Source organism: Pengzhenrongella sp. (assembly GCF_036565025.1).
Taxonomy (GTDB): domain Bacteria; phylum Actinomycetota; class Actinomycetes; order Actinomycetales; family Cellulomonadaceae; genus Pengzhenrongella.
Genome location: NZ_DATCNW010000251.1, coordinates 1 through 22,949 on the forward strand (window position 1 = coordinate 1; position 22,949 = coordinate 22,949).

The 22,949-nt window shown below is 70.2% G+C and carries 18 protein-coding genes and 1 riboswitch; of the genes, 11 read left to right on the forward strand and 7 right to left on the reverse strand.

What is annotated here, in order from left to right; translation table 11 throughout:
* Positions 1-369 precede the first annotated feature (369 nt).
* Positions 370-444, forward strand: a riboswitch (cyclic di-GMP riboswitch).
* A 16-nt stretch (positions 445-460) separates the two neighbouring features.
* Both VIM26_RS14550 and VIM26_RS14555 read left to right on the forward strand, forming a co-directional pair.
* Complete coding sequence (locus tag VIM26_RS14550) at positions 461-982, forward strand: hypothetical protein (protein WP_331952394.1); 522 nt, start codon at positions 461-463, stop codon at positions 980-982.
* Between the two features lie 246 nt (positions 983-1,228).
* Positions 1,229-2,434 carry a hypothetical protein gene (locus VIM26_RS14555; protein WP_331952396.1) on the forward strand — a complete coding sequence of 402 codons (1,206 nt, stop codon included), beginning with the start codon at positions 1,229-1,231 and terminating at the stop codon, positions 2,432-2,434.
* 67 nt (positions 2,435-2,501) lie between these two features.
* Here the strand turns inward: VIM26_RS14555 and purB are convergent, their stop codons facing one another.
* Entirely contained in the window at positions 2,502-3,977 is a 1,476-nt protein-coding gene (gene purB / locus VIM26_RS14560) for an adenylosuccinate lyase (RefSeq protein WP_414696494.1), read from the reverse strand.
* A 75-nt stretch (positions 3,978-4,052) separates the two neighbouring features.
* Positions 4,053-5,111 carry a hypothetical protein gene (locus tag VIM26_RS14565; RefSeq protein WP_331952400.1) on the reverse strand — a complete coding sequence of 353 codons (1,059 nt, stop codon included), beginning with the start codon at positions 5,109-5,111 and terminating at the stop codon, positions 4,053-4,055.
* A 367-nt stretch (positions 5,112-5,478) separates the two neighbouring features.
* Here VIM26_RS14565 and VIM26_RS14570 point away from each other — a divergent pair, with 367 nt between their 5' ends.
* Positions 5,479-6,003: a hypothetical protein gene (locus VIM26_RS14570; protein ID WP_331952402.1), complete on the forward strand. Its 525-nt coding sequence runs from the start codon at positions 5,479-5,481 to the stop codon at positions 6,001-6,003.
* A 50-nt stretch (positions 6,004-6,053) separates the two neighbouring features.
* Here the strand turns inward: VIM26_RS14570 and VIM26_RS14575 are convergent, their stop codons facing one another.
* Positions 6,054-7,025 carry a DMT family transporter gene (locus VIM26_RS14575; RefSeq protein ID WP_331952404.1) on the reverse strand — a complete coding sequence of 324 codons (972 nt, stop codon included), beginning with the start codon at positions 7,023-7,025 and terminating at the stop codon, positions 6,054-6,056.
* 132 nt (positions 7,026-7,157) lie between these two features.
* On the opposite strand from VIM26_RS14575, the gene VIM26_RS14580 reads away from it, so the two are divergent.
* Positions 7,158-7,517 (forward strand): hypothetical protein, encoded by a 360-nt coding sequence (locus tag VIM26_RS14580; RefSeq protein WP_331952406.1) that lies wholly within the window; start codon positions 7,158-7,160, stop codon positions 7,515-7,517.
* 4 nt (positions 7,518-7,521) lie between these two features.
* Positions 7,522-9,033, forward strand: a complete 1,512-nt coding sequence (locus VIM26_RS14585) for a hypothetical protein (RefSeq protein WP_331952408.1) — start codon at positions 7,522-7,524, stop codon at positions 9,031-9,033.
* 40 nt (positions 9,034-9,073) lie between these two features.
* Here VIM26_RS14585 and VIM26_RS14590 read toward each other — a convergent pair whose 3' ends face one another.
* A complete protein-coding gene (locus VIM26_RS14590) occupies positions 9,074-9,457 on the reverse strand; it encodes a phage holin family protein (protein ID WP_331952410.1) in 384 nt (127 codons plus the stop codon).
* Positions 9,458-9,526: 69 nt separating this feature from the next.
* Here VIM26_RS14590 and hisC point away from each other — a divergent pair, with 69 nt between their 5' ends.
* The 4 genes from hisC to VIM26_RS14610 all read left to right on the forward strand — a co-directional run bounded on the left by hisC (position 9,527) and on the right by VIM26_RS14610 (position 14,600).
* Positions 9,527-10,618, forward strand: coding sequence for a histidinol-phosphate transaminase (gene hisC, locus VIM26_RS14595; RefSeq protein WP_331952412.1), 1,092 nt, complete (start codon positions 9,527-9,529; stop codon positions 10,616-10,618).
* Positions 10,619-10,785: 167 nt separating this feature from the next.
* Positions 10,786-11,898: a pyruvate dehydrogenase (acetyl-transferring) E1 component subunit alpha gene (gene pdhA, locus VIM26_RS14600; protein ID WP_331952426.1), complete on the forward strand. Its 1,113-nt coding sequence runs from the start codon at positions 10,786-10,788 to the stop codon at positions 11,896-11,898.
* Positions 11,895-12,914 carry an alpha-ketoacid dehydrogenase subunit beta gene (locus VIM26_RS14605; protein ID WP_331952414.1) on the forward strand — a complete coding sequence of 340 codons (1,020 nt, stop codon included), beginning with the start codon at positions 11,895-11,897 and terminating at the stop codon, positions 12,912-12,914. The genes pdhA and VIM26_RS14605 overlap by 4 nt, the downstream gene beginning before the upstream one ends.
* A gap of 123 nt (positions 12,915-13,037) precedes the next feature.
* On the forward strand, positions 13,038-14,600 hold the full coding sequence (locus VIM26_RS14610) for a dihydrolipoamide acetyltransferase family protein (RefSeq protein ID WP_331952416.1): 1,563 nt from the start codon (positions 13,038-13,040) through the stop codon (positions 14,598-14,600).
* Positions 14,601-14,995: 395 nt separating this feature from the next.
* On the opposite strand, the gene VIM26_RS14615 is transcribed toward VIM26_RS14610, so the two are convergent.
* On the reverse strand, positions 14,996-17,263 hold the full coding sequence (locus VIM26_RS14615; RefSeq protein WP_331952418.1) for a bifunctional diguanylate cyclase/phosphodiesterase: 2,268 nt from the start codon (positions 17,261-17,263) through the stop codon (positions 14,996-14,998).
* 334 nt (positions 17,264-17,597) lie between these two features.
* Positions 17,598-19,406, reverse strand: a complete 1,809-nt coding sequence (locus tag VIM26_RS14620) for an MDR family MFS transporter (protein ID WP_331952428.1) — start codon at positions 19,404-19,406, stop codon at positions 17,598-17,600.
* A gap of 271 nt (positions 19,407-19,677) precedes the next feature.
* Between VIM26_RS14620 and VIM26_RS14625 the strand changes: the two genes are divergently transcribed.
* Positions 19,678-21,726, forward strand: a complete 2,049-nt coding sequence (locus VIM26_RS14625) for a cytochrome c oxidase assembly protein (RefSeq protein ID WP_331952420.1) — start codon at positions 19,678-19,680, stop codon at positions 21,724-21,726.
* A 33-nt stretch (positions 21,727-21,759) separates the two neighbouring features.
* Here the strand turns inward: VIM26_RS14625 and VIM26_RS14630 are convergent, their stop codons facing one another.
* On the reverse strand, positions 21,760-21,921 hold the full coding sequence (locus VIM26_RS14630; protein WP_331952422.1) for a hypothetical protein: 162 nt from the start codon (positions 21,919-21,921) through the stop codon (positions 21,760-21,762).
* Between the two features lie 119 nt (positions 21,922-22,040).
* On the opposite strand from VIM26_RS14630, the gene VIM26_RS14635 reads away from it, so the two are divergent.
* On the forward strand, positions 22,041-22,949 hold a 909-nt coding region (locus VIM26_RS14635), incomplete at its 3' end, for a transposase (protein ID WP_331952424.1).

The following is a 22,949-nucleotide window of genomic DNA, read 5'->3' on the forward strand; positions in this document are numbered from 1 at the left end:
CCTTCCCAAAACTGGATCGCTCCCGCTCGGGGCGGGCCCGCACGCAATGGACGTAACTTGAGGTCCACGCAGGCGGGATCCAGAGGAGGATCCCCGCTCGGGGGCGACTGGCAGGGGGTCCTAAGTTACGACCATTGGGACTTGACGGGCAGGAGTATTGCGTTCGCTGAAGTGTCAAGGACCGAGAGCATTATCATGGCCCTTTCACTCGTTCGCCGAGCTCGACTGCTCCGTTCGAGTGATGGTTACCATCGTCCTTGGTGTCGGTAGTTGGAGCTTGACGTCGCGATTTCACACCGGGAATCACCCTCCCGACCAGTGGCGAATGAACCGCCGGTGCGTAGCATTCTGGGTAAGCGAGCACTCCGCTCGCCGAAAGGGCAAATCCGTCGCAAGGCGGGGGCGCAATGCCACGGGACCCACCGGGTCAGCCGGGCTACCGAAGCAGGGGGAACACAGCATGCGAAACTTCCGCACACGCACGACCGTCATCGCGCTCGTCGCGGTCGCGGCTCTCGGAGCCACAGCGTTGCCGGCTTCGGCGGTGGACACGACGGCGACCGTCACGGTGGAGTCGACTGGCACGCTCTCGATCGCGGCGCCCGCCACGGCCGTCAATATTGCTGGTCTCAAGCCTGGCGGAATTGGAACGGTCGTCATGACCGGCATTCAGGTAGTGGACCAGCGCTCCGGGACTTCCAACTGGACTGCAACAGCCCAATTGAGTGCCTTCAATAGCCCAGGCTTCAATGACCCCACCACCATCACCTACACCGCCCTCACGGCAACCCCGGGCGGCGCTGGGAGCGCCACCTTGGCGAAATCTAGCCCGACCGACCTGGGCGCTGCGAAGACGGTTCAGGCTGCGACCGCCGTTTCCGGTGACAACACGGCAACGTGGGCTGCGTCACTGACCATTCCAGTCCTCAATACTGCGCTCGCGGGTGACTACGTCGCGACGCTGACGCACTCCGTCTCGTAGCGAAGCAGGAACAGTTGTGGGGGCGGCCGTCTCGGCGAGTCGCCCCCACAGCGCGCGAAAGAAGAGTCCGTCTCACCCGAATGATCGCGTGCAATACGACAGGGGCATGTCTTGCGTTTCACGGTAAGAATCTTCTGCATCCTGGCATTGGCCGTCGCATCGGCCTCTTCAGGGGCGGCTCAGGCACTCCCGGCATCCGGGTCGAATTTCGCGACCCCCCAAGGCCCTGGTCCGTCTGGCGTCGGCGTGATTCTCCTGGACATCCCGGCAGTCACTCAGGATGATCCTCGTGCTCGATCTTATGTCGTGGACCGGCTTGCGCCCGGGACCACCATTGCGCGCCGTATCAAAGTCACGAACAATTCAGACTCGGCTCGGACAGTCTATCTCTACGCCGGAGCTGCCCGCGTTGAGAGTGAGTCCTTTGTCGCCGAGGCCAACCCTTCGGTGAACGAGCTGACAACCTGGATCTCGGTCGACAAGCCGAAGATCGAACTCCCGCCCAAGGTATCAAGCAACGTTCTCGTCACGATCGATGTCTCCAAAGACGCCTCCGAGGGCGAGCAGTACGGAGTCGTGTGGGCGGAGACTCGGAGTGCGCCGATTGCGGGCTCGCACATCGCGCAGGCCAGCCGAGCCGGCGTGCGGATCTACTTGTCTGTGGGCGCTGGAAACGGGCGTGCCCCGGACTTCGCAATTGATTCCATCTCCGCCGCCCGCGACGCCGAGGGAAATCCGCAGGTCATCGCCAACGTCACGAACACCGGGGGGCGTACGGTCGACATCCTCGGTAAGGTGACGCTCGCGGACGGTCCAGGTGGGTTGTCCGCGGGGCCTTTCACGCTTCAGAAGGTGCCGACCTTGGCCCCTGGGCAGAAGGGGACTGTTGCGGTCACCCTCCCGTCCGAGGTCCCCAAAGGTCCGTGGCACGCCACGCTGAGCCTCAGCAGCGGACTCGTTCAGCACGAAGCGTCGGCAACGATCACCTTCCCGGCTGCCGGCCAAGGCGAAACCGTGAAGCCCGAACGAAGCAACCTGGTCCTCTGGATCGCCCTCGGCGTCACAGCCCTGACGCTTCTCCTCGCCGCCGCGCTTATCTGGCGCCGGCGCACGATCAAGTTCGGATCCCACCGCCCCCCGAAACCCGCACCTGTCCAGGCGGGCGACGGCCCTGCGCTGGTTCTGCCAACGCAACGCGGCAGGCCCGCAGCGGGCAACCCCGACGCCGCGGAGGCGGGCATCGATCCCGTCGTCGTCGGTCAACCCGTCCCGTCAGTCCCCATGCAACGGCCGCCACACGATCCCGCGTGGGTGCCCGAGCCGGAGTCGCGGCCGACCCGGGTCGTAGAAGGTTCGGAGACCGAATCGGCACCCCGGCGAGGCCGCCACTCGACCCTCCCCGGCACCGGTCCACGAGCGAACACCGACGCTGAGGCGACCGCGGTCGAGTAGCGAGAAGGAGGCCGCCGTCGGGCGGCGGGCAGTCAGCGCGAGCTGGCCGTCGCCCGACAGCCGCCCCTCACACCTTGAGGTGATCCACCAGCTCGCCTGCCAGCCCCACGTACGACCCGGGCGTCATCTCCGCGAGCCGCGCCGCCACGTCGTCGGGCAGGCCGAGGCTGCCGATGAACTCGCGCATGTCCGAAGCTGTCAGCCGCTTGCCCCGCGTGAGCTCCTTGAGCCGCTCGTACGGGTTCTCCATCCCGGTCACCCCGGCCACCGACGCGGCGCGCATCGCCGACTGCACCGGCTCGCCGAGGACCTCCCAGTTCGCGTCCAGGTCCCGCGCCAGCAGCTCGAGGTCCACATCGAGTGCACCGAGCCCCCGGCGGAGGTTGTCGATCGCGAGCAGCGAGTGCCCGAACGCCGGCCCGATGTTCCGCTGGGTCGTGGAGTCCGTCAGGTCGCGCTGCAGCCGGCTCGTCACGAGCGTCGACGCGAGGGTGTCGAGCAGCGCGGACGAGAGCTCGAGGTTCGCCTCGGCGTTCTCGAACCGGATCGGGTTGACCTTGTGCGGCATCGTCGAGGACCCGGTCGCGCCCGGCACCGGGATCTGGATGAAGACGCCCATCGAGATGTACGTCCACACGTCGGTCGCGAGGTTGTGCAGCACCCGGTTGAAACGCGCCAGGTCGCTGTACAGTTCGGCCTGCCAGTCGTGCGACTCGATCTGCGTGGTCAGCGGGTTCCAGGTCAGGCCCAGGTGCTCGACGAAGCCGCGCGAGACGCCCTGCCAGTCCGCACCCGGCACCGCCGCGAGGTGCGCGCCGTACGTCCCGGTCGCGCCGTTGAGCTTGCCCAGGTACTCGGCCCCTTCGATGCGTCGAAGCTGGCGGTCGAGCCGGTAGGCGAGGACCGCGAGCTCCTTGCCGAGCGTCGTCGGCGTCGCGGGCTGGCCGTGGGTACGCGCCAGCATGGCCGCGTCGCGGTGCTCACGGGCCAGGTCGGCGATCTGCGCGACGAGCGCACGGGCCGCGGGCAGCCAGACCTCGTGCACCGCGCCGCGGACCATCAGTGCATAGGAGAGGTTGTTGATGTCCTCGCTGGTGCACGCGAAGTGGACCAGCTCGCCGACGCCCGGGAGCACGGTGTCGTCGCCGAGCGTCGCGGGGGCGGCCGCGAGGCGCTCCTTGAGGAAGTACTCGACGGCCTTCACGTCGTGCACGGTGACCCGCTCGATCGCGCCGAGCTCGGTGATCTGCTCGGCGCCGAAGCTCGCGACGACGTCGCGCAGGTAGGCCTGGTCGGCGGCCGTCAGGGTCGGCGCGCCGGGCACGACGGCGTTCGTCGTCAGGTGGATCAGCCACTCGACCTCGACGTGCAGCCGCTCGCGGTTCAGCGCGGCCTCGCTCAGGTGGTCGACGAGCGGCGCGACCACGTTGCGGTACCGGCCGTCGAGCGGCCCGAGGGCGATCGACGGCACGACGTCGGCGAGGACGACGCGGGCGGCTGCGGGCTGGACGGGCTGAGCGGGGGTCTCGGGCACGTCAGTCATGGTCCCACGAACGCTCCGGACCGAGCGGGAGTGCCCGGGAGGTGGCGCCGGGACGAGTCGGCTTCGGTCGGGTCCCTACCGCACGTGGGCTCCGGTGCGACGAGGAAGCCCGCTGCGATGCCGTTGTGCACGGCTCCGCCGAAGCTTCAAGAACGTGGCCCCGAAGGCGAGCAGGAGGACGACGGTTCCGCCCGCGACCGCGAACAGCCAGCCCGGCCACCCGGACGTCGCCGGCACGGCGGCCGCAGTGCCGCTGTCGGGGAACGTGATGGTCGCCTTCGCGTCGCGGTCGAGTAGCCCGCTGTGCAGGGTGATGACGGCGTCCCAGGGGCCAGCGGGCAGCGCTTCGTCGAGGAAGACCGTCACCGGCCCCGTCGTGCCGATCGCGAGGGTGGTGCCGAGCGTGGCGGGGAACGGTCCTGTGCTGAGCCCACCCGGGCCGTCCGACAGCTCGAGGGTGCCGTTCATGTCGAGCGCCCGGCCGCCGGTGTTGTGCACGGTCGCCAGGACCGCCGGCTTGCCGTCGCTCGTGCGTTTGGCCGTGATGGAGTCGATCGTGAAATCGGCGTCAGGCGGCCCGCCGGGGCCGACCGACACGTACAGGCGGATTCCCACGCGGCTCACTTGCGTAACGCCGCCGGTCCCGGGGTTGGAGCGCACTTCGGCCCACACGACACCGTACTTTTCGCCGGGCGACGCATCTGCTGGAACCGCGATGGTCACGGTGGCGATGGCTTTCCCGTCGGCAAGCACTGTTGGGGCGGTCGGAAGCACGGACGTCCACGTGGACAAGTAATTCGGAGTCTTGTTGTCTGCGCCAACGAACGAGCCGTCCTCGACAGTCGCGGCGGCCGCATACAACGCGACTTGCGCGGCGGAGTCACTGGTGTTGGTGACCTCGATGCGGCGTTTGATGGTCGTCCCCGGCGCGAGGTGATCGACGATGTAGAGCCGCGCGCGGGGGTCGTCGCTCGCTGCGGCGGGCGCGTCGATGAGTCGCAAGCCGATGCCGCCGCCTGGTTCCGATGCCCCTGGGGAATGGCCCGGGTCGGTCGTTGACGCGGCGGCGGGCGTCGCCGCGACGGTCGCCAGTGCGAGGGCCGCGAGAGTGGCGAACAGTCGGCGCAACGCCATGAAGGTGCTCTTCCCTCGCGGTCGGGGGCGCGGCTCGGTCGGCGGCCCTCGGTGGATCATCGCACCTCGTGCGGGCGTTGTAAGGATAATGCGCAGAATACCCGACACGTGCGCGACAAATCGGCGGGTACCGGTGCGAACACAGCATTAAGTGGCAACGTGGACGGCAATTCGCGCGAATAGGCGAGATTGCCGCGAATCGGTCGTTGACCAGGATCTTTAACCCGTCCGTCGGCGGATCCAGTGTCGGCGCAATTGCTAGAGTTGGGGCGGTCGGACGAGGAGCGCGCTCCTCCGTACGAATGCGTCAAATCATCAGCCGAGTGAAGAAGCCGCTCGCGGGTCGAACTTCAATTGGATGGGCGTCATGCGCACTCGAAGCCTTCTGGTCGTCAGCACTGCCGGGTTCCTCACACTCGGTTTCACACTCCCCGCCTCGGCCGATCCCACCGATGCGTACTTCCAGATCACAGGTGGAACCCTTTCGATCACCGTCCCGCTCGATGCCGGGAGCCTTGGTACCCGGGCGAACACGGTCGGAGCAGGGACGATCAGCGGTCCGCTGGGTCAGGTGCAGGTGCTCGACGCGCGCAGCGCCGCCGCGGGCTCAAGCTGGGTGGCGTCGGCAATCTCCACAGCGTTCACCCCTCCCGCCGGGCCCGCGATAGCTGCCAGTGCGGTCAGCTACAACGCGGGATCCATCACCAAGGTGGGCACTGCCACCTATGTTGCGAACAACCCTGCCGCCCTCACGGGTGTCTCTCCGGTCGTGAGCGCGAGCGGGATCACCGGGGACAACTCCGCGACCTGGAACCCGACGATCAGCGTCGCGGTGCCCGGGGGCATGGCGGCCAACACCTACTCCGCGGTCATCACGCATTCCGTGTTGTAGGTCGGGGAGGTCGAGGCACCGCGAGTGAGGCCCGGTGCCGCGCTCGCGGTTCAGACCGTGATCATCTCGGGCTCCTCGTCGGCCGCTCGGCCGTCCCGCACCCGCCGTCCCCGCCGCGCCGTCTCCGCCAGCCCGATCCCCGCCAGCACCACCGCCCCGCCCACGAGCTGCACCACCGTCATCGACTCCCCGAGCACGACCCACGCGGCGGCCGCCGCCGCGACCGGCTCGAGCATCGCGATCAGCCCGGTCCGCGCTGCGCCGATCACCTTCAGCCCGCCCACCAGCAGCAGGTAGGGCACGACCGTCCCGAGCACCACGATCCACGCGACGAGCACCCACAGCGGCGCGACGACGCCGTCGAGCACGCCGGGCAGCGGGACCTCGGAGGCCAGGGTGCCGGGCCGGGACTCCTGAAGTGATTGCACGACGATCCAGAAGATCGCCGCGAACGCGAAGGACCAGCCCTGGGCGGACAGCGGGTCGCGCTGGGCCAGCAGCCGCTCGCCCAGCAGGTAGTAGGTCGCGAGGCACAGCGCCGCGCCGATCGCGGCGGCGACGCCGATCGGGTCGAGCACGACGCCGCGCGGGACCTGCGCAACGAGGGTCAGCCCCACCAGACACGCCCCGAGTGCCCACCAGACGCGGACCCGCATGGGTTCGCCGAGCACGAAGCGCGCCCACAGGGCGACGAGCAGCGGAGCCGTGTACTCGATCAGCAGCGCGAGCCCGACCGGCAGCCGCGAGATCGCGACCAGGTAGAACCACTGCACCATGGCCACTCCGACGAGGCCGAGCACGCTCATCAGGGCCAGCTCGCGTAGGCGAAGCCGCATCCGCCGAGGCACGACGACGAGCGCGACCGTCAGCAGGATCACTGCCGTGCCGGTCGAGCGGAGCTCGACGAGCCGGGTCGTGCTCAGGCCCGCCTGCATCGCGAGCTTCGCGACGGTGCCGTTGAGGGCGAACAGGAGGGCGGCCACGGCCACCGCGAGAGCGCCGAATGGAGCGGACGTGGGCACGCCCTCGACGCTAACTGGCGGGGGCTGAGCGCGGGGGCCGTTTGCGACCCCAGACGTCCGCCGCGACGGGGTGTCCACAGCGGCGCGCCGGGGTGGAGCGGCGCGGGCGGGGCGATTCCTATCGTGCGGGTTATGACTGACTCGGACGGCGGGATGGGCCCGTACTCGGCGCTGCCCGTGCTGCTCGGTCCGGCCGCGCCGCACCTCCAGCGTGCGGATGTCCGGCTCGCTGAGACCCTCCGAGCCGTTGTTGCGGCCGACCACGTCACGTGGGTGTCCGAAGCAGCCGTTCAGTACCGCGCGTCCCTTGCCGACGCGATGGCTGCGCTGCGGGCGGTGCAGCGTCTCCTCGAGGAGGCCGTCACCTTGGCGATCACGCACGATGCCGCCGTCGAGCTCGCCCGGCAGACGTCGCCGCAGCCCGCAATCAAGGCGTTCAGGGAGCTCTTCTCGGGACCGACCTCCGGTACCTCGCTCGACCCCGGGCGGTGAAGAGATGTCGGATCCCGATCAGTGGCGGGCATGGCCACAGCCGGACGGCCTCACGGTCACGGGCGGCACCTCGCCGGTCTTCGCCGATCTCGACGAGCTTCGGGCTGCGGTGCATGCGTTGCGGCGGGCCGCCCGGGCCATGGACGACGCCGCAGAGCAGGAACTCGCCGCTTGGACGGCGGTTCGCGCCGGAAGCGAGGACTCGCCCGCGACCGCCGGCGCGGTCGACATCGCCCTGTGGCCCCTGCGCAATGGCTCGACGTCGTTCACCGCCTGCGCGGCGCGGCTGCGGACCCTCGCGAGCGGGCTCGAGCAGACCGTGGCGCGGTACGAGGACGCCGAGGCGGACGCGAGCGCCGCCGTCCGCCGCAGCCTGGTCGTCGCGGGCAATTTCGCGGGCGAGCATCTGTTGTTCACGGCGATCGTCGTGCCGTTCATCGTGGGGCCGGCGGTGATTGCCAACGCGCTGTACGCCGGCTGGCTCCGGTTGCACGGGGAGCCGGTGCCGAGTGTTGGCGAGTTCGCGGCCGCGCTGCCCGCGGAGGACTCGGTGCTCGGTCTCGGAGCCTTCATCCGCGCCCTGCCGCCCGGGAAGCAGGTCCCCGAGCTCGATCCGGTGCCAGACGCTGCCGGCCTCATCCTCGACGGGGTGGCGCTGGCTTCCGTGTTCCACCCCGAGCTGCGTCCGGGGCCGCTCACGGTCTCGAAGCGTCTCGACGCGACCACCACCCGCCCGGCTCCGGAAACCGTGGCGGAGCTGCAGGGCAGGGTCGGCGAGCACTACGCCACGGCGGGAGCGCCTCCGGGGACGATCGGGATCGACCGCATCGACCATCCCGACGGCTCCCGCAGCTGGGTGGTGCAGATTCCCGGGACGGAAGACCAGAGTGTGGGGCAGGGCTCGAACCCGTTCGACAACGCCACGAACCTGCGCTTGGAGGCCGGCCTCGCCGACCAGTCGAGCGAACTCGTCAGGCAGGCGCTCGAGCAGGCCGGTGTCCCGTCGGACGAGCCCATCGTGCTCGCCGGCCACAGCCAGGGCGGGATGGCCGCGATCAAACTCGCCGGCACTGCGGCCTTCCTCGCGAAGTACAAGGTGGCCGGGGTGATCACGGCCGGGTCGCCGGCGTCGGCCGCCGGCGTGTCGGCGAGCATTCCGACGCTTCAGTTCCAGAACCGCCCGGACTTCGTGTGGGCACTCGACGGGAAGCCCTCGGCCGCCGGCCCCACGCACGTGGTCGTGACGCGCGACCTTGCGCAGTCCTCCGATCCCGCAGACCGGCAGGGGGCACGCGACCCGCTGGCCGCGCACAACATCAAGCTCTACCAGCGCACGGCCGAGCTGGCTTCCGCCTCGGGGAACGAGTCGGTGCGCGAGTTCGAGGCGAAGATGGTCCCGCTGCTCGGCGGTGCCGGAACCACGACCGTGCACACGGAGTACACTGGGTTCCGAATCCCCAACCCTGAGACGATCACTCCGGTCGGACCGTATGCCGTCTGCAACCCAGCCCCGTGAAGGCGCCCAGGACCAGCTCGAGGTAGCAAGCACGCACCGTTCAGCGTTTGCGGTTCGCCCCCGTGACGGCGCCCAGGATCAGGCTTGCGATCGAGATGATCAGCGCGCCGATCACGGCGGCAACGAAGCCGCCGACCCGCAGGCCCACCGGCGCCTGCTCGGTGATCCACGCGGTGAGCATGAGCATCACCGCGTTGACGACCAGCGTGAACAGGCCGAGCGTGAGGATGTAGATCGGTAGCGCGATCAGCTTGACGATCGGCTTGACGATCATGTTGACGACGACGAAGACGAGCGCGATCAGCGCGACGATGAGGATCTTGCCCAGCAGGGTGTCCCCGCCCTTGATGTCCACGCCGGGGACGAGCGTCGCAGCCAGCCAGATCGCGACGGCGTTGATGATGACCCGCAGTACGAAGTTCATAGCGAAATCCTCCCATCCCGACGCCGACTGCGCCGTCGGGCATGGCCGGTTGGCGCAGCGGGCGATGGCATGCTGAGAGTCGTGACTCGTCTACGCGTTCCGTTGCGCGCGGTCGTCGCCGATCTGCCCCCGTACGTCCCAGGGGTGCGGGTCCCGGTCGGCGCTGCCGCCTTCAAGCTCTCCTCCAACGAGAACCCCTTCCCGCCGCTGCCCTCGGTCATCGCCACGATTGTGGACGGTGCCGCGGACGTGAACCGCTACCCGGACATGCACGCGACGGAGCTCACCGCGGCAATCGCGGACTCGCTCGGGGTCGAGCCCGAATGCGTCGTGACCGGGTGCGGCTCGGTCGCCGTCCTCGGGCACGTGCTCGCGGCCGTGATCGAGCCCGGCGACGAGGTCGTGTTCGGTTGGCGCTCGTTCGAGGCGTACCCGATCGCCGTCGCGCTCGCCGGCGCGATCGCGGTCCGCGTCCCGGTGCCCGACGACGGCCGCCTCGACCTGGTCGCGATGGCGGCAGCGGTCACCGCGCGGACCCGCGTCGTGCTGGTCTGCACCCCCAACAACCCGACCGGCCCGGCCGTCCGGTCCGCCGAGCTCGAGACCTTCCTGGCCGCGGTGCCCGGCGATGTACTCGTCGTCATCGACGAGGCGTACATCGAGTTCGTCCGCGATCCGGAGGTGCCCGACGGCGTGGCCGTGCTGGCCGCGCACCCGAACGTCGTCGTGCTGCGGACCTTCTCCAAGGCGTACGGCCTCGCCGGGCTCCGGGTCGGCTTCGCGGTCGCGCGGCCGCGGCTCGCGCGCGGGATCCGGTCGGCGTCCACGCCGTTCGGCGTCTCCCACCTCGCCCAGCTGGCGGCGGTCGCCTCGCTCCGGGCGAAGGACGAACTGCTGGTCCGGGTCGACGCGATCGTCGTCGAGCGGGCGCGCCTGCTCGCCGCGCTGCGTGAGCAGGGCTGGGTGATCCCGGACAGCGAGGCCAACTTCGTCTGGCTCCCGCTAGGGGAGCGGGCGGCCGCGTTCGGCGCGGCGTCGGCCCGGGCCGGGGTGCTGGTACGGGCGTTCGCGGGGGACGGCGTGCGTGTCAGCGTCGGCGAGACCGAGGCGACGGACGCCCTGCTGAAGCTCACCGCGGACTGGCGGGCGACCGCTCGATGATCCGTAACAACCGCGTGTCGGGTGATGTACAGGACCTTTGGATACTAAGTTACGGTCCCGTAGCCTACGCTTTCGTAGGTTAGGACGAACCGCATGCAGCGCGCCTCGGCGCCGCCCGCGAAGGAGACCCCCGAGTGAGTCATAACGGACACCGCACGGACGTCGACATGGTTCAGCTGCTCACCCCGACCGGGGAGCGGCTGGAGCACGCCGACTACTCACCGCGCATCGCGCACCTGGACGCCGACGCCCTTCGCGGGTTCTACCGGGACATGGTCCTGGTACGGCGTTTCGACAACGAAGCGACGTCGCTACAGCGACAAGGTGAGCTGGGTCTTTGGGCACAGTGCCTCGGCCAGGAGGCGGCGCAAGTCGGCTCGGGCCGGGCAATGGCCCCGCACGACTACGCGTTCCCGTCGTACCGCGAGCACGGCGTCGCCCACACCCGTGGCGTCGATCTCGCGGACGTGCTGCGGCTCTTTCGTGGCGTCGACCACGGGGGGTGGGACCCGCGGGAACACGGGTTCCACCCCTACACGCTGGTGATCGGCGCCCACACCCTGCACGCGACCGGGTACGCCATGGGCCTGCAGCGCGACGGCCTGGTCGGCACCGGCGACCCCGAGCGGGACTCCGCTGTCGTCTGCTACTTCGGGGACGGCGCCACCTCGCAGGGCGACGTCAACGAGTCGATGGTCTTCGCGTCGGTCAACAACGCCCCGCTCGTGCTGTTCTGCCAGAACAACCAGTGGGCGATCTCCGTGCCGCCGACCAAGCAGTCCCGCGTGCCGATCGTGACGCGCGGCGACGGGTTCGGCATCCCGAGCGTGCGCGTCGACGGTAACGACGTGCTCGCCTGCTACGCCGTGACCGCCGAGGCGCTCGAGCGCGCGCGGTCCGGCGGCGGGCCGACGTTCATCGAGGCCGTCACCTACCGGATGGGCGCGCACACCACGTCCGACGACCCGTCGCGCTACCGGTCGGCCGACGAGGACGAGTACTGGCGCGAACGCGACCCGATCGACCGCCTCAAGGCTCTGCTGGTCGCCACCGGCGAGCTGCCGGAGTCCTTCGTGGCCGCCCTCGAGGCCGAGGCCGACGCGCTCGGGGAGCGGATCCGGGACACCGTGCACGCCTTCGCGCCGCCCGAGCCCGCCTCGATGTTCGACCACGTGTACGCCGAGCCGCACTCCATCCTGGAGTCCGAGCGGGCCTGGTTCGCGCAGTACGAGGCCTCGTTCATTGACCAGGCCGCCGCCGACGGGGGGACCCGCGCATGACCGCGATTGAGCGCATCACCTTCTCCAAGGCCATCAACGCGGGCCTGCGCCGCGCGCTGGAGACCGACCCCAAGGTGCTGCTGATGGGCGAGGACATCGGCACCCTCGGCGGCGTGTTCCGCGTCACCGACGGGCTGCAGAAGGACTTCGGCGCCGACCGCGTCGTGGACACCCCGCTCGCCGAGTCGGGCATCGTCGGCACCGCGATCGGGCTCGCGCTGCGCGGGTACCGGTCGGTGCTCGAGATCCAGTTCGACGGCTTCATCTTCCCGGCGTTCAACCAGATCACCACCCAGCTCGCGAAGATGAGCTACCGCACGCGCGGCAGGGTCAACCTGCCCATCGTGATCCGGGTGCCGTACGGCGGCGGGATCGGCGCCGTCGAGCACCACAGCGAGTCGCCCGAGGCGCTGTTCGCGCACACCGCGGGCCTGCGCGTGATCTCCCCGGCCTCCCCGGCCGACGCGTTCGTGATGATCCAGCAGGCCGTCGCCTCGCCGGACCCCGTGCTGTTCTTCGAGCCGAAGAGCCGGTACTGGGACAAGGGCGACGTCGACCTCTCGATCACGATCACGCCCGACGACGACGGTCTCGCCTCGGGCGCGGTCGTCCCCATGGACAAGGCCCGGGTCGCCCGCGCGGGCACGGACCTGACGCTCGCCGCGTACGGCGCGTCGGTGTCCACGGCGCTCAAGGCCGCCGAGACCGCGGCGGCCGACGGGATCAGCATCGAGGTCGTCGACCTGCGGACGATCTCCCCGCTCGATGCGCAGACGCTCATCGATTCGGTGCGCAAGACCGGGCGCTGCGTCGTCGTGCACGAGGCTCCGGTCTTCTACGGCGCCGGCGGCGAGATTGCGGCCCGCGTCACCGAGGCCTGCTTCTTCCACCTCCAGGCCCCCGTGCTGCGAGTGGGCGGCTTCCACACGCCGTACCCCGTGAACAAGATCGAGAAGGACTACCTCCCCAACCTCGACCGAGTCCTCGATGCGGTAGACCGAGCCATGACTTTCTGACCCCCCGCCAGGCCCCCGGCGCCGAACTCGGAGGTTGGCGCCGAACTCGCACACGGCAGTGTCCGAGTTCGAGGCAGACCTCCGAGCTCGCGCTCATGTCGTTGACAGATTGAGGAGTGTTCCGTGCCGAGGTTTGAGCAGTTTCGACTTCCCGACGCTGGTGAAGGGCTGACCGAGGCCGAGATCGTCGAGTGGCATGTTGCCGTGGGCGACACCATTGCGCTGAACCAGACGATCGTGGAGATCGAGACGGCGAAGTCGCTCGTGGAGCTGCCGAGCCCGTTCGCGGGCGTCGTCACCGAACTGCTGGTCTCCCCGGGCACGACCGTCGAGGTCGGCACCCCGATCATCGTGGTCGACGTCGACCCCACCGGAGCCCCCGCAGCCCCCACCACCCCCGACTTGTCAGAGGCAGCGCGGGCTGTACCGGGCGCAGCGGCTGACACGTCCGACGGCGTGGCGGCGGAGGCCGCCGGCGGCGCGAACCTGGTCGGGTACGGGACGACCGGGCATGGCGCGACGCGGCGGCCGCGTCGCGCGGCGGCGGCCGGCGGGGCTGTGCCTGCTCCGGCCTCGTCCGCCACCGCCGGTTCGGCTCCGGCCGCTTCGGCGTCTGCTGCTTCGGCCGCAGCTGCGGCCGCGCCGGTCGTGCCTGCCGCCAACGGGTCAGCCCCGGCCGGCTCGGCGCGCGTCACGGCACCCACTGCGGCCCCCGTCGCGGTCCCCGCTGCCGCCGACAAGTCGGTTGCGGTCGCCGCCCTCGTCGCGGCAGGCCGGCCGTCGAACGTTCTCGCGAAGCCGCCCGTGCGCAAGCTCGCGCGCGACCTCGGCGTCGACCTGGAGAGCGTTGCGCCGACCGGTCCCGGCGGCATCGTGACGCGGGAGGACGTCCTCGCGCGGGTTGCCCAGGGGGAGGCCCGCGCGCTCGCGACGTACGCGGGCGACGACGCGCCGTGGCTCGCGTCCGGCAAGGTCTCCGAGGGCGGGCGTCAGACGCGGGTGCCCGTGAAGTCGGTGCGCAAGCGCACGGCCGAGGCGATGGTCGCGAGCGCGTTCACCGCGCCGCACGTCACGGTCTTCCAGACGCTCGACGTCACCAAGACGATGAAGCTGGTCGCGCGGCTCAAGGAGGACCGGGAGTTCGCCGACGTCCGCGTGACGCCGCTGCTGATCACCGCCAAGGCGATGCTGCTCGCCGTCCGCCGGCACCCCGAGATCAACGCGAGCTGGGACGAGGTCACCCAGGAGATCGTCTACAAGCACTACGTCAACCTGGGGATCGCCGCGTCCACGCCCCGCGGGCTCGTCGTGCCGAACATCAAGGACGCGCACCGCCTGGGCCTCAAGGAGCTCGCGCAGGGCATCGCCGACCTCACGGCGACCGCTCGCGCGGGCAAGGTGAGCCCGTCCGACATGTCCGACGGCACCATCACGATCACCAACGTCGGCGTCTTCGGCATCGACACCGGCACGCCGATCCTCAACCCGGGCGAGGCGGCCATCCTCGCGTTCGGCGCGATCCGCGAGCAGCCGTGGGTCCACAACGGCAAGATCAAGAAGCGCTGGGTGACCCAGCTCGCGCTGTCCTTCGACCACCGCCTCGTCGACGGCGCGCTCGGCTCCCGCTTCCTGTCCGACGTCTCGGCCGTCCTAGCAGACCCCGCCCAAGGCCTCGTCTGGGGCTAACGCTCGCCCGCACCCCGACTTGTCAGACGCTGCGCGCCCCAGGGACCGCGCACGGTCTGACGTCTCCGTCGACTCGCCCTTGTTGAATCGCGGAGGTCGATTCACGCGTCGAACCGGGAGTTGTCGTCTTCCCCAGGAAATACGACAACAACTCCCGGTTCGACGACGATCAGCGCGTCCCGAACCGGCCGATGTTCTCGACCCGAAGTCCCGGCGCGCCATTTCGACGACGGCGAGCAAACTGGCGTCGTTAGGTGAGCCGTTCGCGGGCCAGATCGAGTTCCCCGACGACGGCTGGCCGCCGTCGACCGCCACGACACCTCGAAGCGACTGACCCACCCAGCCTCGCACCCATCCAACCGCGCCCAGCCCGCCGACGGACTTGGGAGACACGCCTAGCGGTCGACGGCCCTTCCGGTGCCGGCGCCTGCACCGGCGGCTGACGTCGCAGCCGACGCCGGTTCAGAGGCGAGCGGGTCCATCCCGAGCAGGATTCGCAGGGCCTCGGGGCGCATCGGGCGGGCGAGGTGGTAGCCCTGGGCGGTGTCGATCCGCAGCCCGCGCACCACCTCGAGCGTGGCCTCGTCCTCGATCCCCTCGGCGACCACCTTCAGACCCAGGCGGCGGCCGATCTCCACCGTCGCGGCGAGGAGGTGTCGGCCGCTCGTCCCGGCGTCGTTGACCAGGTCACGATCGAGCTTGATGGCGTCCAGGGGGAGGTCCTGGACCGCCTTGAACGAGGCGTACCCGCTCCCGAAGTCGTCCAGCTCGATGCGCACGCCGATCAAACGCAGGGAGTGCAGCACCTCGATCGCCACGTCAAGATCCCCGATGGCGGCGGTCTCGGTGATCTCGAGCACAAGGTCCGCTCCGACGAGGCCGCGCTCGCGGAGCAGCGTGCTCACGTCGGCACACAGCAATCGGTCCGTGACCAGCTGGGCGGAGAGGTTCACGCTGACCGAGGTCCCCACGCCCGCCCGGCGCCAGACGCAGGCCTCATCCAGCGCCTGGCGCAGCGTCAGCCGGGTGAGATGGCGGATCAGGCCGGTCTGCTCCGCGAGGGGGATGAACTCGGACGGCGGGATGTCGGGCTCGCCGTCGCGGTGCCACCTTGCCAACGACTCGACGCCCACCACCTCTCCGGTCTCGAGCGAGTACTCGGGCTGGAAGACGAGCACGAGATCCTCGTTCTCGATCGCGATCAGCAACTCGGCCGCCAGCCCCGACGTGCTCGCGCCAGCGACCGTGCCGGCGGCGTAGACGCGGACGCCCTCGCGGGACCGCTTGGCCTGATACATCGCGGCATCCGCCGCGCGGAGTAGCTCGGCCGCCGTCTGCCCGTGCTCCCCGTGCACCGCGGCGCCCACGCTGGCACCCACGAATCGCGGGATCCCGTCGATCTCGATCGGCCGGATCAGGGCCTCCCGCAGGCGGTGCGCCACCGTCGCGACGTTGTCGGCCTTGCGCAACTTGCGCAGGACGACCGCGAACTCGTCCCCACCCAACCGGGCCGCGGTGTCGTACTCGAACGTGTTCGCCCGCAGGCGCCGTCCAATTTCTCGCAGCACCATGTCGCCCCGGTCGTGGCCAAAGGCGTCGTTGATCTGCTTGAACCCGTCCAGGTCGATCATCAGCACCGCCACCCGATCACCCCCGGCGTGGACCGCCGCGCCGAGGGCTTCCTCCAGCGCGCGCCGGTTGGCCATCCCCGTGAGGTGGTCGAGTCGCGCCGCCGCGTGCCACGCTTGCTGCTGGCGAAGAAAGGCCAGCAGCAGGAGCACGAGCAGGCCGATGCCGACGGCGCCGGCACCCCCGATGAGCCACGGCCGCACCGTGCCGGGCCGGCTCGTTGACCACTCGACGAGCACCCAATCTGCATTGCTTGCCACTCGGTCGACGCCACTCATCGCCAACCGACGATCCCTGATCTCGACGATCCCGGGCCGGGCCGGGTCGAACGTCGCCGCGGCTCGGGCGAGCCGGGCCAGGCCGACCGCGGCAGGGATCGCCTCCGAACCGCGCCCCCCACGATCGCTGAGAACGATCCTTCCGGACCGGGCATCGAGCACGACGATGTGGCGGCCGGGTGAACCGGCCCCGAGATATTTTTCGAAGCTGCCGAGCCCGACCTCGACGTGCATGATGAGCTGTCGCCCGTTGGACTGCCGGATCGGGCTCGTGTTGGAGATCACCCAATGGTGCGTTTCCGCCGACCAGTACGGCGGCTCCTGATGGACCTGTCCCGGCGCGAGGGCCAGCGTGGGAGCGAAGAAGGAGTTGCTCGACTCATTTCGTGAGAGGTCGGCGGCGGCAGCGGGGACCCCCTGGGTGACCCGCGCGAGCTCGGCGCCCCGATCATCCATCAGGCAGGCCTCGCCGATCTCTCCCGGGTACAGGTCCTCCATGTACGCGAGGACCCGGTTGGCCTCGGCGTAGGAGATATGCCCCCCGACCAGGGGTGCGAAGGTCGGGTTTTGCGCGAGCAGGAGATCAAGGCTCCGCTCCCGGTCGAGGTAGGTCGTCACGGCCTCGGACACCCGTACCGCCTCGTGAACCAGTGTCCTGTCCTCAGTGCGGTCCTGCGCGAGCGCCAAGGACGCGCCGAGCGCCCCCGCGGAGAGCAGGGCGGCGCCGATGGGCAGGACAACGAATCGGTTCAGCATGTGCCGGATCGCCATGAGGATCCCTTCGGCCGGCTCGCCCGTTCTATGAGGGGGTTGAGGGCGCGACCTGGCCCGGACCCGACCCGGCCGCGCCCCGACATCGACCTGGGCACAGCCGACGACGCCGGTTGGCTCACGGTCCCTGGGCATGGTCAAGGTCGGCTTCCCGGGATGCCGGCTAGAGAAGGCGTTCCCGACCCGCGACCGCGACGTGTCAGACGCTGCGCGACCCAGCGACCGCGCTCGGTCTGACGGTTTCCTTCGAACTCAACTGTCAGACGCTGCGCGGGCCAGGGACCGCGCTCGGTCTGACGGTGTCGTAGGTCGTCGCGGTTCAGGCGGGCGGCACCCGTGAGCCCGAGCGGACGCCGTCGTCGACGGTCTCGACCTCCCTCGCGCTGTCAGCCGGCTCCTCGTTGTCGGCCGGCTGCGCGCCGTCGTCGGGCACCCGGCCCGGATCCAGTGTCGCGACAGCTCCGGTACCGGCGTCCGCGGCGGCCGCCTTCGCCTCGGCGTCCAGCCGGCCCTGGATCCCGGACACGTTGCGCAGCGGCACCTCGGGCAGCAGCACGGTCAGCACGATGGCGATCATCATCACGGCCGCGGCGATCAGCAGCACCAGGTCGATCGACTGCGCGAAGCCGACCAGGAACGGGCGCGCGAGGCGCGGATCGAGCGCGTTGATGAACGACGAGTCGTTGAGCATCGACGCCGAGCCGCCCGGCGCCCCGGACAGCATGTCCAGCACCGGCTTGTTCGCGGGGTTGGCGACCACAGCCGGGTCGGCGAGCGCGGCCTGGAAGTCGGCCGTCGGCGCGATCGCCTTGAACGCGGCGCCGATCTTGTCCCCGACCGTCGAGAACAGGATCGACAGGAACACCGCGGTCCCCAGCGTCCCGCCGACCTGCCGGAAGAACAGCGACGACGACGTCGCGACGCCCATCTCCCGCGGCGGCACGGCGTTCTGCACCGCGAGGATCAGCGGCTGCATCGTCAGGCCGAGACCGAGACCGAACAGTGCCGAGTACACCCCGACGGTGAGCAGCGTGGTGTCCGGCCCGAGCCGGGACAGCAGCAGCGCGCCGAGCGCGAGCAGCGTCGTGCCGAGCATCGGGAAGATCTTGTAGCGACCCGTGCGCGAGGTCAGCTGACCGGCGATGATCGAGCCGCTCATGATGCCGAACGTGAGCGGGATGAGGGTCAGCCCGGCCTGGGTCGGGTTCATGCCCTTGGCGATCTGGAGGTACAGCGGGAGGGTCGCGAGCCCGCCGAACATGCCCAGCCCGATGATCGTGTTCGCGCCCGCGCCGATCGCGAACACCTTGTTGCGGAACAGGTACAGCGGCAGCAGCGCGTCCGCGCCGGCCGCGCGCTCGGCGAGCAGGAACAGCACAATCCCCACGGCGCCGAGGGAGTAGCAGACGAACGCGCTCCCGGAGTCCCAGCCCCAGGCGCGGCCCTGCTCGGCGATGAGCAGCAGCGGGACGAGGCCGACGATGAGGGCGAGCGCGCCCTGCCAGTCGATGCGGTGCGGGACCTTGGCCAGCGGCGGCAGGTGCAGCACGCGGGTGATCACGACGAGCCCGATGATGCCGATCGGCAGGTTGACCAGGAACACCCAGCGCCAGCCGGCGATGCCCAGGATCGTGTGCGCGCCGGCGAAGAACCCGCCGATCACCGGCCCCAGCACCGACGACGTGCCGAACACGGCCAGGAACATGCCCTGGTAGCGGGCACGTTCACGCGGCGGGACCAGGTCGCCGAGGATGGTGATCGCCAGCGACATCAAGCCGCCCGCGCCGAGACCCTGCACGCCGCGGTACATCGCGAGCTGGTACATCGAGTCGGCGGTGCCGCTCAGCAGCGATCCGATGAGGAACATCACGATCGCGAACAGGTAGAACGGCTTGCGGCCGTAGATGTCGGAGAGCTTCCCGTACAGCGGCGTCGCGATCGTCGACGTGACCAGGTACGCGGTCGTCACCCAGGCCTGCAGGGAGAGCCCGTGCAGGTCGTCGCCGATGGTGCGGATCGACGTCGCGACGATCGTCTGGTCGAGCGCCGCCAGGAACATGCCGATCATCAACCCACCGAGGATGGTGAGGATCTGGCGATGGGTGGGAGCGCCCGGCGCGCTCGGCATCGCGGTGCCCGGGTTCGTGCCCGACGTCGGCGGCGGGCTGCCGTGCGTCGGGCTGGGGTTGCTGGATCTTTCGCGCACGGGTGGTGCCTCTCGCTCTTACCGGGACCGCGGTGGGACCACGTCAACCGTCCGGACGCAAACCGACGGGACGACACGACAACCATCTGGTTCGTGACCGTATTCCGCGGGTCCGACAGTCCGGTGTGCGGACCGTCACCGCCCCAGCCGGCTGCGGGGCCGCCGCGGTCCGCGCGGCACCTACGCTGGTCGGGTGGCTAACCGGTGGAACGTGCGGCGGCTGCTCGCGCTCTGTGTCGCCGGAGCGATCGCCGTCGTGGTCGGGGTCGCGTTCTCCGGGGCCGCGCTGCCCGTCGTGCTGCGCGACCCGGGGGCCCTCGTGCGCTGGGGTCTGCCGCTCACCAAGACGTTCGGGGAGCTCGCGGCCGCGCTGACCATCGGCTCGCTCGCTCTCGCCGTGGCCGTCCTGCCGCGCCGTGCCGGCCCGACGTCGGCCGACGGCGGCGCGCCCCGGTCGCAGCGTCGCACTCGCGTGGTGGTCGACGGTCGGGCGTACCCGGCGGTGCTCACCCTCGCCGGGACCGCCGCCGCGGCCTGGACCGGCCTGTCGGTGGTGCAGCTCATCCTCACGTATGCGGGAATCGCGGGCCGGCCGATCGGGGGACCGACGTTCGGCGCCGAGCTCGGGGTGTTCGTCGGGCAGATCTCCCTGGGCCGGACCCTGCTCGGCATCACGATCGTCGCCGCGGCGACGAGCGCCCTGGCCCTGGCGGTGGCCACCCCGACGGGGGCCGCCTGGACGACGGCGCTCGCCGTCGTCGCCCTCGCGCTCCAGGCGCAGACCGGTCACGCCTCCGGCGCGGTGAACCACGAGCTGGCCGTCTCGGCGATGTTCCTGCACCTCGGCGGCGCCGCGCTGTGGATCGGCGGGCTCGCCGCGCTGGCCGTGCTCAACGGGAAGCTCGGCGCCGACCTCGGGCCGGCGGTCGCGCGCTACTCCTCGATCGCGGCCTGGTGCTACGTCGCGGTCGCGCTGTCCGGGACCGTGAACGCGGTGGTCCGCCTCGGCGGGCTGGACGGGCTGAGTACCCGCTGGGGCGTCCTCGTGATCGTCAAGGTGGTGCTGCTCGGGGCGCTCGGCGCGATCGGCTGGACGTACCGGCGCGCGGTGATCCCGCAGCTCACCGGGGCCGGCGGCACCCGCAGTACGCGCGCGACCGGACTGTTCTGGCGGCTGGCTGCGGTCGAGCTGCTCGTCATGGGCGCCGTCTCCGGCGTCGCCGTGGCGCTCGCGTCGACCGCGCCGCCGGCCCCGCCCGAGGCGCCCGCCGACCCCACCCCGGCCCAGATCGTCACCGGGCACCTGCTGCCGCCCGAATCGACCCCGCTGCGCTGGCTGACCGAGTGGCGCTGGGACGTCCTGCTCGCCGCCGCGTGTGTCGCGGGGATCGTCGTCTACCTGCGCTGGGCGCGGCGGCTGCGCGCGCGCGGCGACTCGTGGCCGGTGTGGCGCACGGCGAGCTGGGTCGTCGGGATGCTGGTGCTGGGCTGGACGACGTCGGGCGGGCCCGCGATGTACGGGCACGTGCTGTTCAGCGCGCACATGGTCCAGCACATGGTGCTGGTGATGGTCGTGCCGATCTTCCTGGTCATCGCGGCGCCGGTGACGCTCGCCCTGCGGGCGCTGCCCGGCCGGCCCGACGACTCCCGCGGCCCGCGCGAGTGGATCCTCACGCTGGTCAACAGCCACGTCGGGCACTTCGTGGCGAACCCCCTGGTGGCGGCGGTGAACTTCGCCGGGTCGATGGTGCTCTTCTACTACACCGACGTGTTCGAGTGGTCGCTGCGGTACTACGTGGGCCACCTCTGGATGGTCGTGCACTTCACGCTCGCGGGGTACCTGTTCGTGAACGCGCTGATCGGGGTGGACCCCGGCCCGCGACGCCCGCCGCACACGCAGCGGCTGCTGCTGCTGTTCGCGACGATGGCGTTCCACGCCTTCTTCGGGGTGTCGCTGATCAGCAGCCAGACGCTGCTCGTCGCGGACTGGTTCGGGCTGACGGGACGCGCATGGGGGCCGTCCGCGATCATGGACCAGCAGATCGGGGGCTCGATCGCGTGGGGGATCGGGGAGTTCCCGACGGTCGCCCTGGCGATCATCGTCGCGTTCTCCTGGTCGCGCGACGACGAGCGCGCGGCCCGCCGCCGGGACCGCACGGTCGAGCGCGACGGCGACGTCGAGCTCGAGGAGTACAACGCGATGCTCGCGCGGATAGCCGCGCAGGACCCGCCCGAGCGGTGAGCCGCGCACGGTCGACCCCCTGGGCTGGTTCGGCTAGTTCCGCTCGAGCGCGTCCGCGATCCGGACGAGGGACGCCGCGATGGAGACGCTCGCGAGCGCCTGCACCGCTTCGTACGATCCTGGCTTGAGCTTGGCGGCGATCTCGGCGGCCTTCGCGGCGTATTCACTGCTGACTGATCTGTCGGTGCTGGTCATCAGAATGTGCTCCTGAAACCCTTGGCTTCAGCCACTGGGGGGTAGGGATGCTTCTGCTTGGTTGGCGACACGCTGGATCCTTCCGGTCGAACGTCAGTGCTATCCGATATGGTGGGTTTATGCCCATTGAGACGGTTCGGTACACGTACCGTCTGCGACCCGGCGCGCAGGCCGAGGCCGCGCTGATCTGCGAGTGGAACCGGTGCCGGTTTCTGTGGAACGAGGCCGTCCACCAGTTCGAGACTAGGCGGAAGCCCACGTTCGGGAAGCTGTCCAAGCTCCTCACGGAAGCTCGCAGTGCGCACGCCTGGTTGCGGGAAGGGTCGCAGGTCGCCCAGCAGCAGACCCTGCGCAACTACGCCCGGAACCTCGAGCACTCGTTCAAGGTCAAGGGGCGCGGGCGCCCGAAGTTCAAGGCGCGGAAGACGTCCCGGCCGTCCCTCGAGTACACAACTCGCGGGTTCGCCGTGAGGAGTGGGCGCCTGGTCCTGCCCAAGGGCGTCACTGTCCCAGTGGTGTGGTCTAGAGATCTGCCGTCCGACCCGACGAGTGTCCGCGTCTTTCGGGACTCCCTGGGGCACTGGTACGCGTCGTTCGTGGTGCGCCGCGACGCCCAACAGGCGGCGGCCGGTGACGGTGGTATCGGTGTGGACTGGGGTGTGACCGCCACTGCATCGACCACCAACCCCGCGTTCGACCTGCCGCATTCCCAGTACCGCAAACGGTCTGCCGAGGCCCTCGCGAAAGCGCAGCGCCGCATGGCGCGCCGGCACCGCGCGAACCGGGAGCAGTCCAATGGGTACGTCCGTGCGCGCCGCGAGGCGGCGGTGCTGCACAAGAGGGGTGCCCGACAGGTTCAGTACGACGCGCGTATCTGGGCCAAGGGCATCGTCGAGGCCCACCAGTTGATCGCTGTGGAGGACTTCAAACCCAAGTTTCTCGCGAAGTCCACCATGGCGCGCAAGGCCACTGACGCAGCGATCGGCGCGGCGAAACGTGAACTGATCGAGCGGGGTTTGCGGGCTGGC

Coding starts and splice junctions, on each gene's coding strand:
- VIM26_RS14550 (WP_331952394.1), top strand. CDS start 461: ATGCGAAACTTCCGCACACGCACGACCGTCATCGCGCTCGTCGCGGTC.
- purB (WP_414696494.1), bottom strand. CDS start 3,977: ATGACTGACGTGCCCGAGACCCCCGCTCAGCCCGTCCAGCCCGCAGCC.
- VIM26_RS14565 (WP_331952400.1), bottom strand. CDS start 5,111: ATGGCGTTGCGCCGACTGTTCGCCACTCTCGCGGCCCTCGCACTGGCG.
- VIM26_RS14570 (WP_331952402.1), top strand. CDS start 5,479: ATGCGCACTCGAAGCCTTCTGGTCGTCAGCACTGCCGGGTTCCTCACA.
- VIM26_RS14580 (WP_331952406.1), top strand. CDS start 7,158: ATGACTGACTCGGACGGCGGGATGGGCCCGTACTCGGCGCTGCCCGTG.
- VIM26_RS14585 (WP_331952408.1), top strand. CDS start 7,522: ATGTCGGATCCCGATCAGTGGCGGGCATGGCCACAGCCGGACGGCCTC.
- VIM26_RS14590 (WP_331952410.1), bottom strand. CDS start 9,457: ATGAACTTCGTACTGCGGGTCATCATCAACGCCGTCGCGATCTGGCTG.
- hisC (WP_331952412.1), top strand. CDS start 9,527: ATGCTGAGAGTCGTGACTCGTCTACGCGTTCCGTTGCGCGCGGTCGTC.
- pdhA (WP_331952426.1), top strand. CDS start 10,786: ATGGTTCAGCTGCTCACCCCGACCGGGGAGCGGCTGGAGCACGCCGAC.
- VIM26_RS14605 (WP_331952414.1), top strand. CDS start 11,895: ATGACCGCGATTGAGCGCATCACCTTCTCCAAGGCCATCAACGCGGGC.
- VIM26_RS14615 (WP_331952418.1), bottom strand. CDS start 17,263: ATGCTGAACCGATTCGTTGTCCTGCCCATCGGCGCCGCCCTGCTCTCC.
- VIM26_RS14620 (WP_331952428.1), bottom strand. CDS start 19,406: ATGCCGAGCGCGCCGGGCGCTCCCACCCATCGCCAGATCCTCACCATC.
- VIM26_RS14630 (WP_331952422.1), bottom strand. CDS start 21,921: ATGACCAGCACCGACAGATCAGTCAGCAGTGAATACGCCGCGAAGGCC.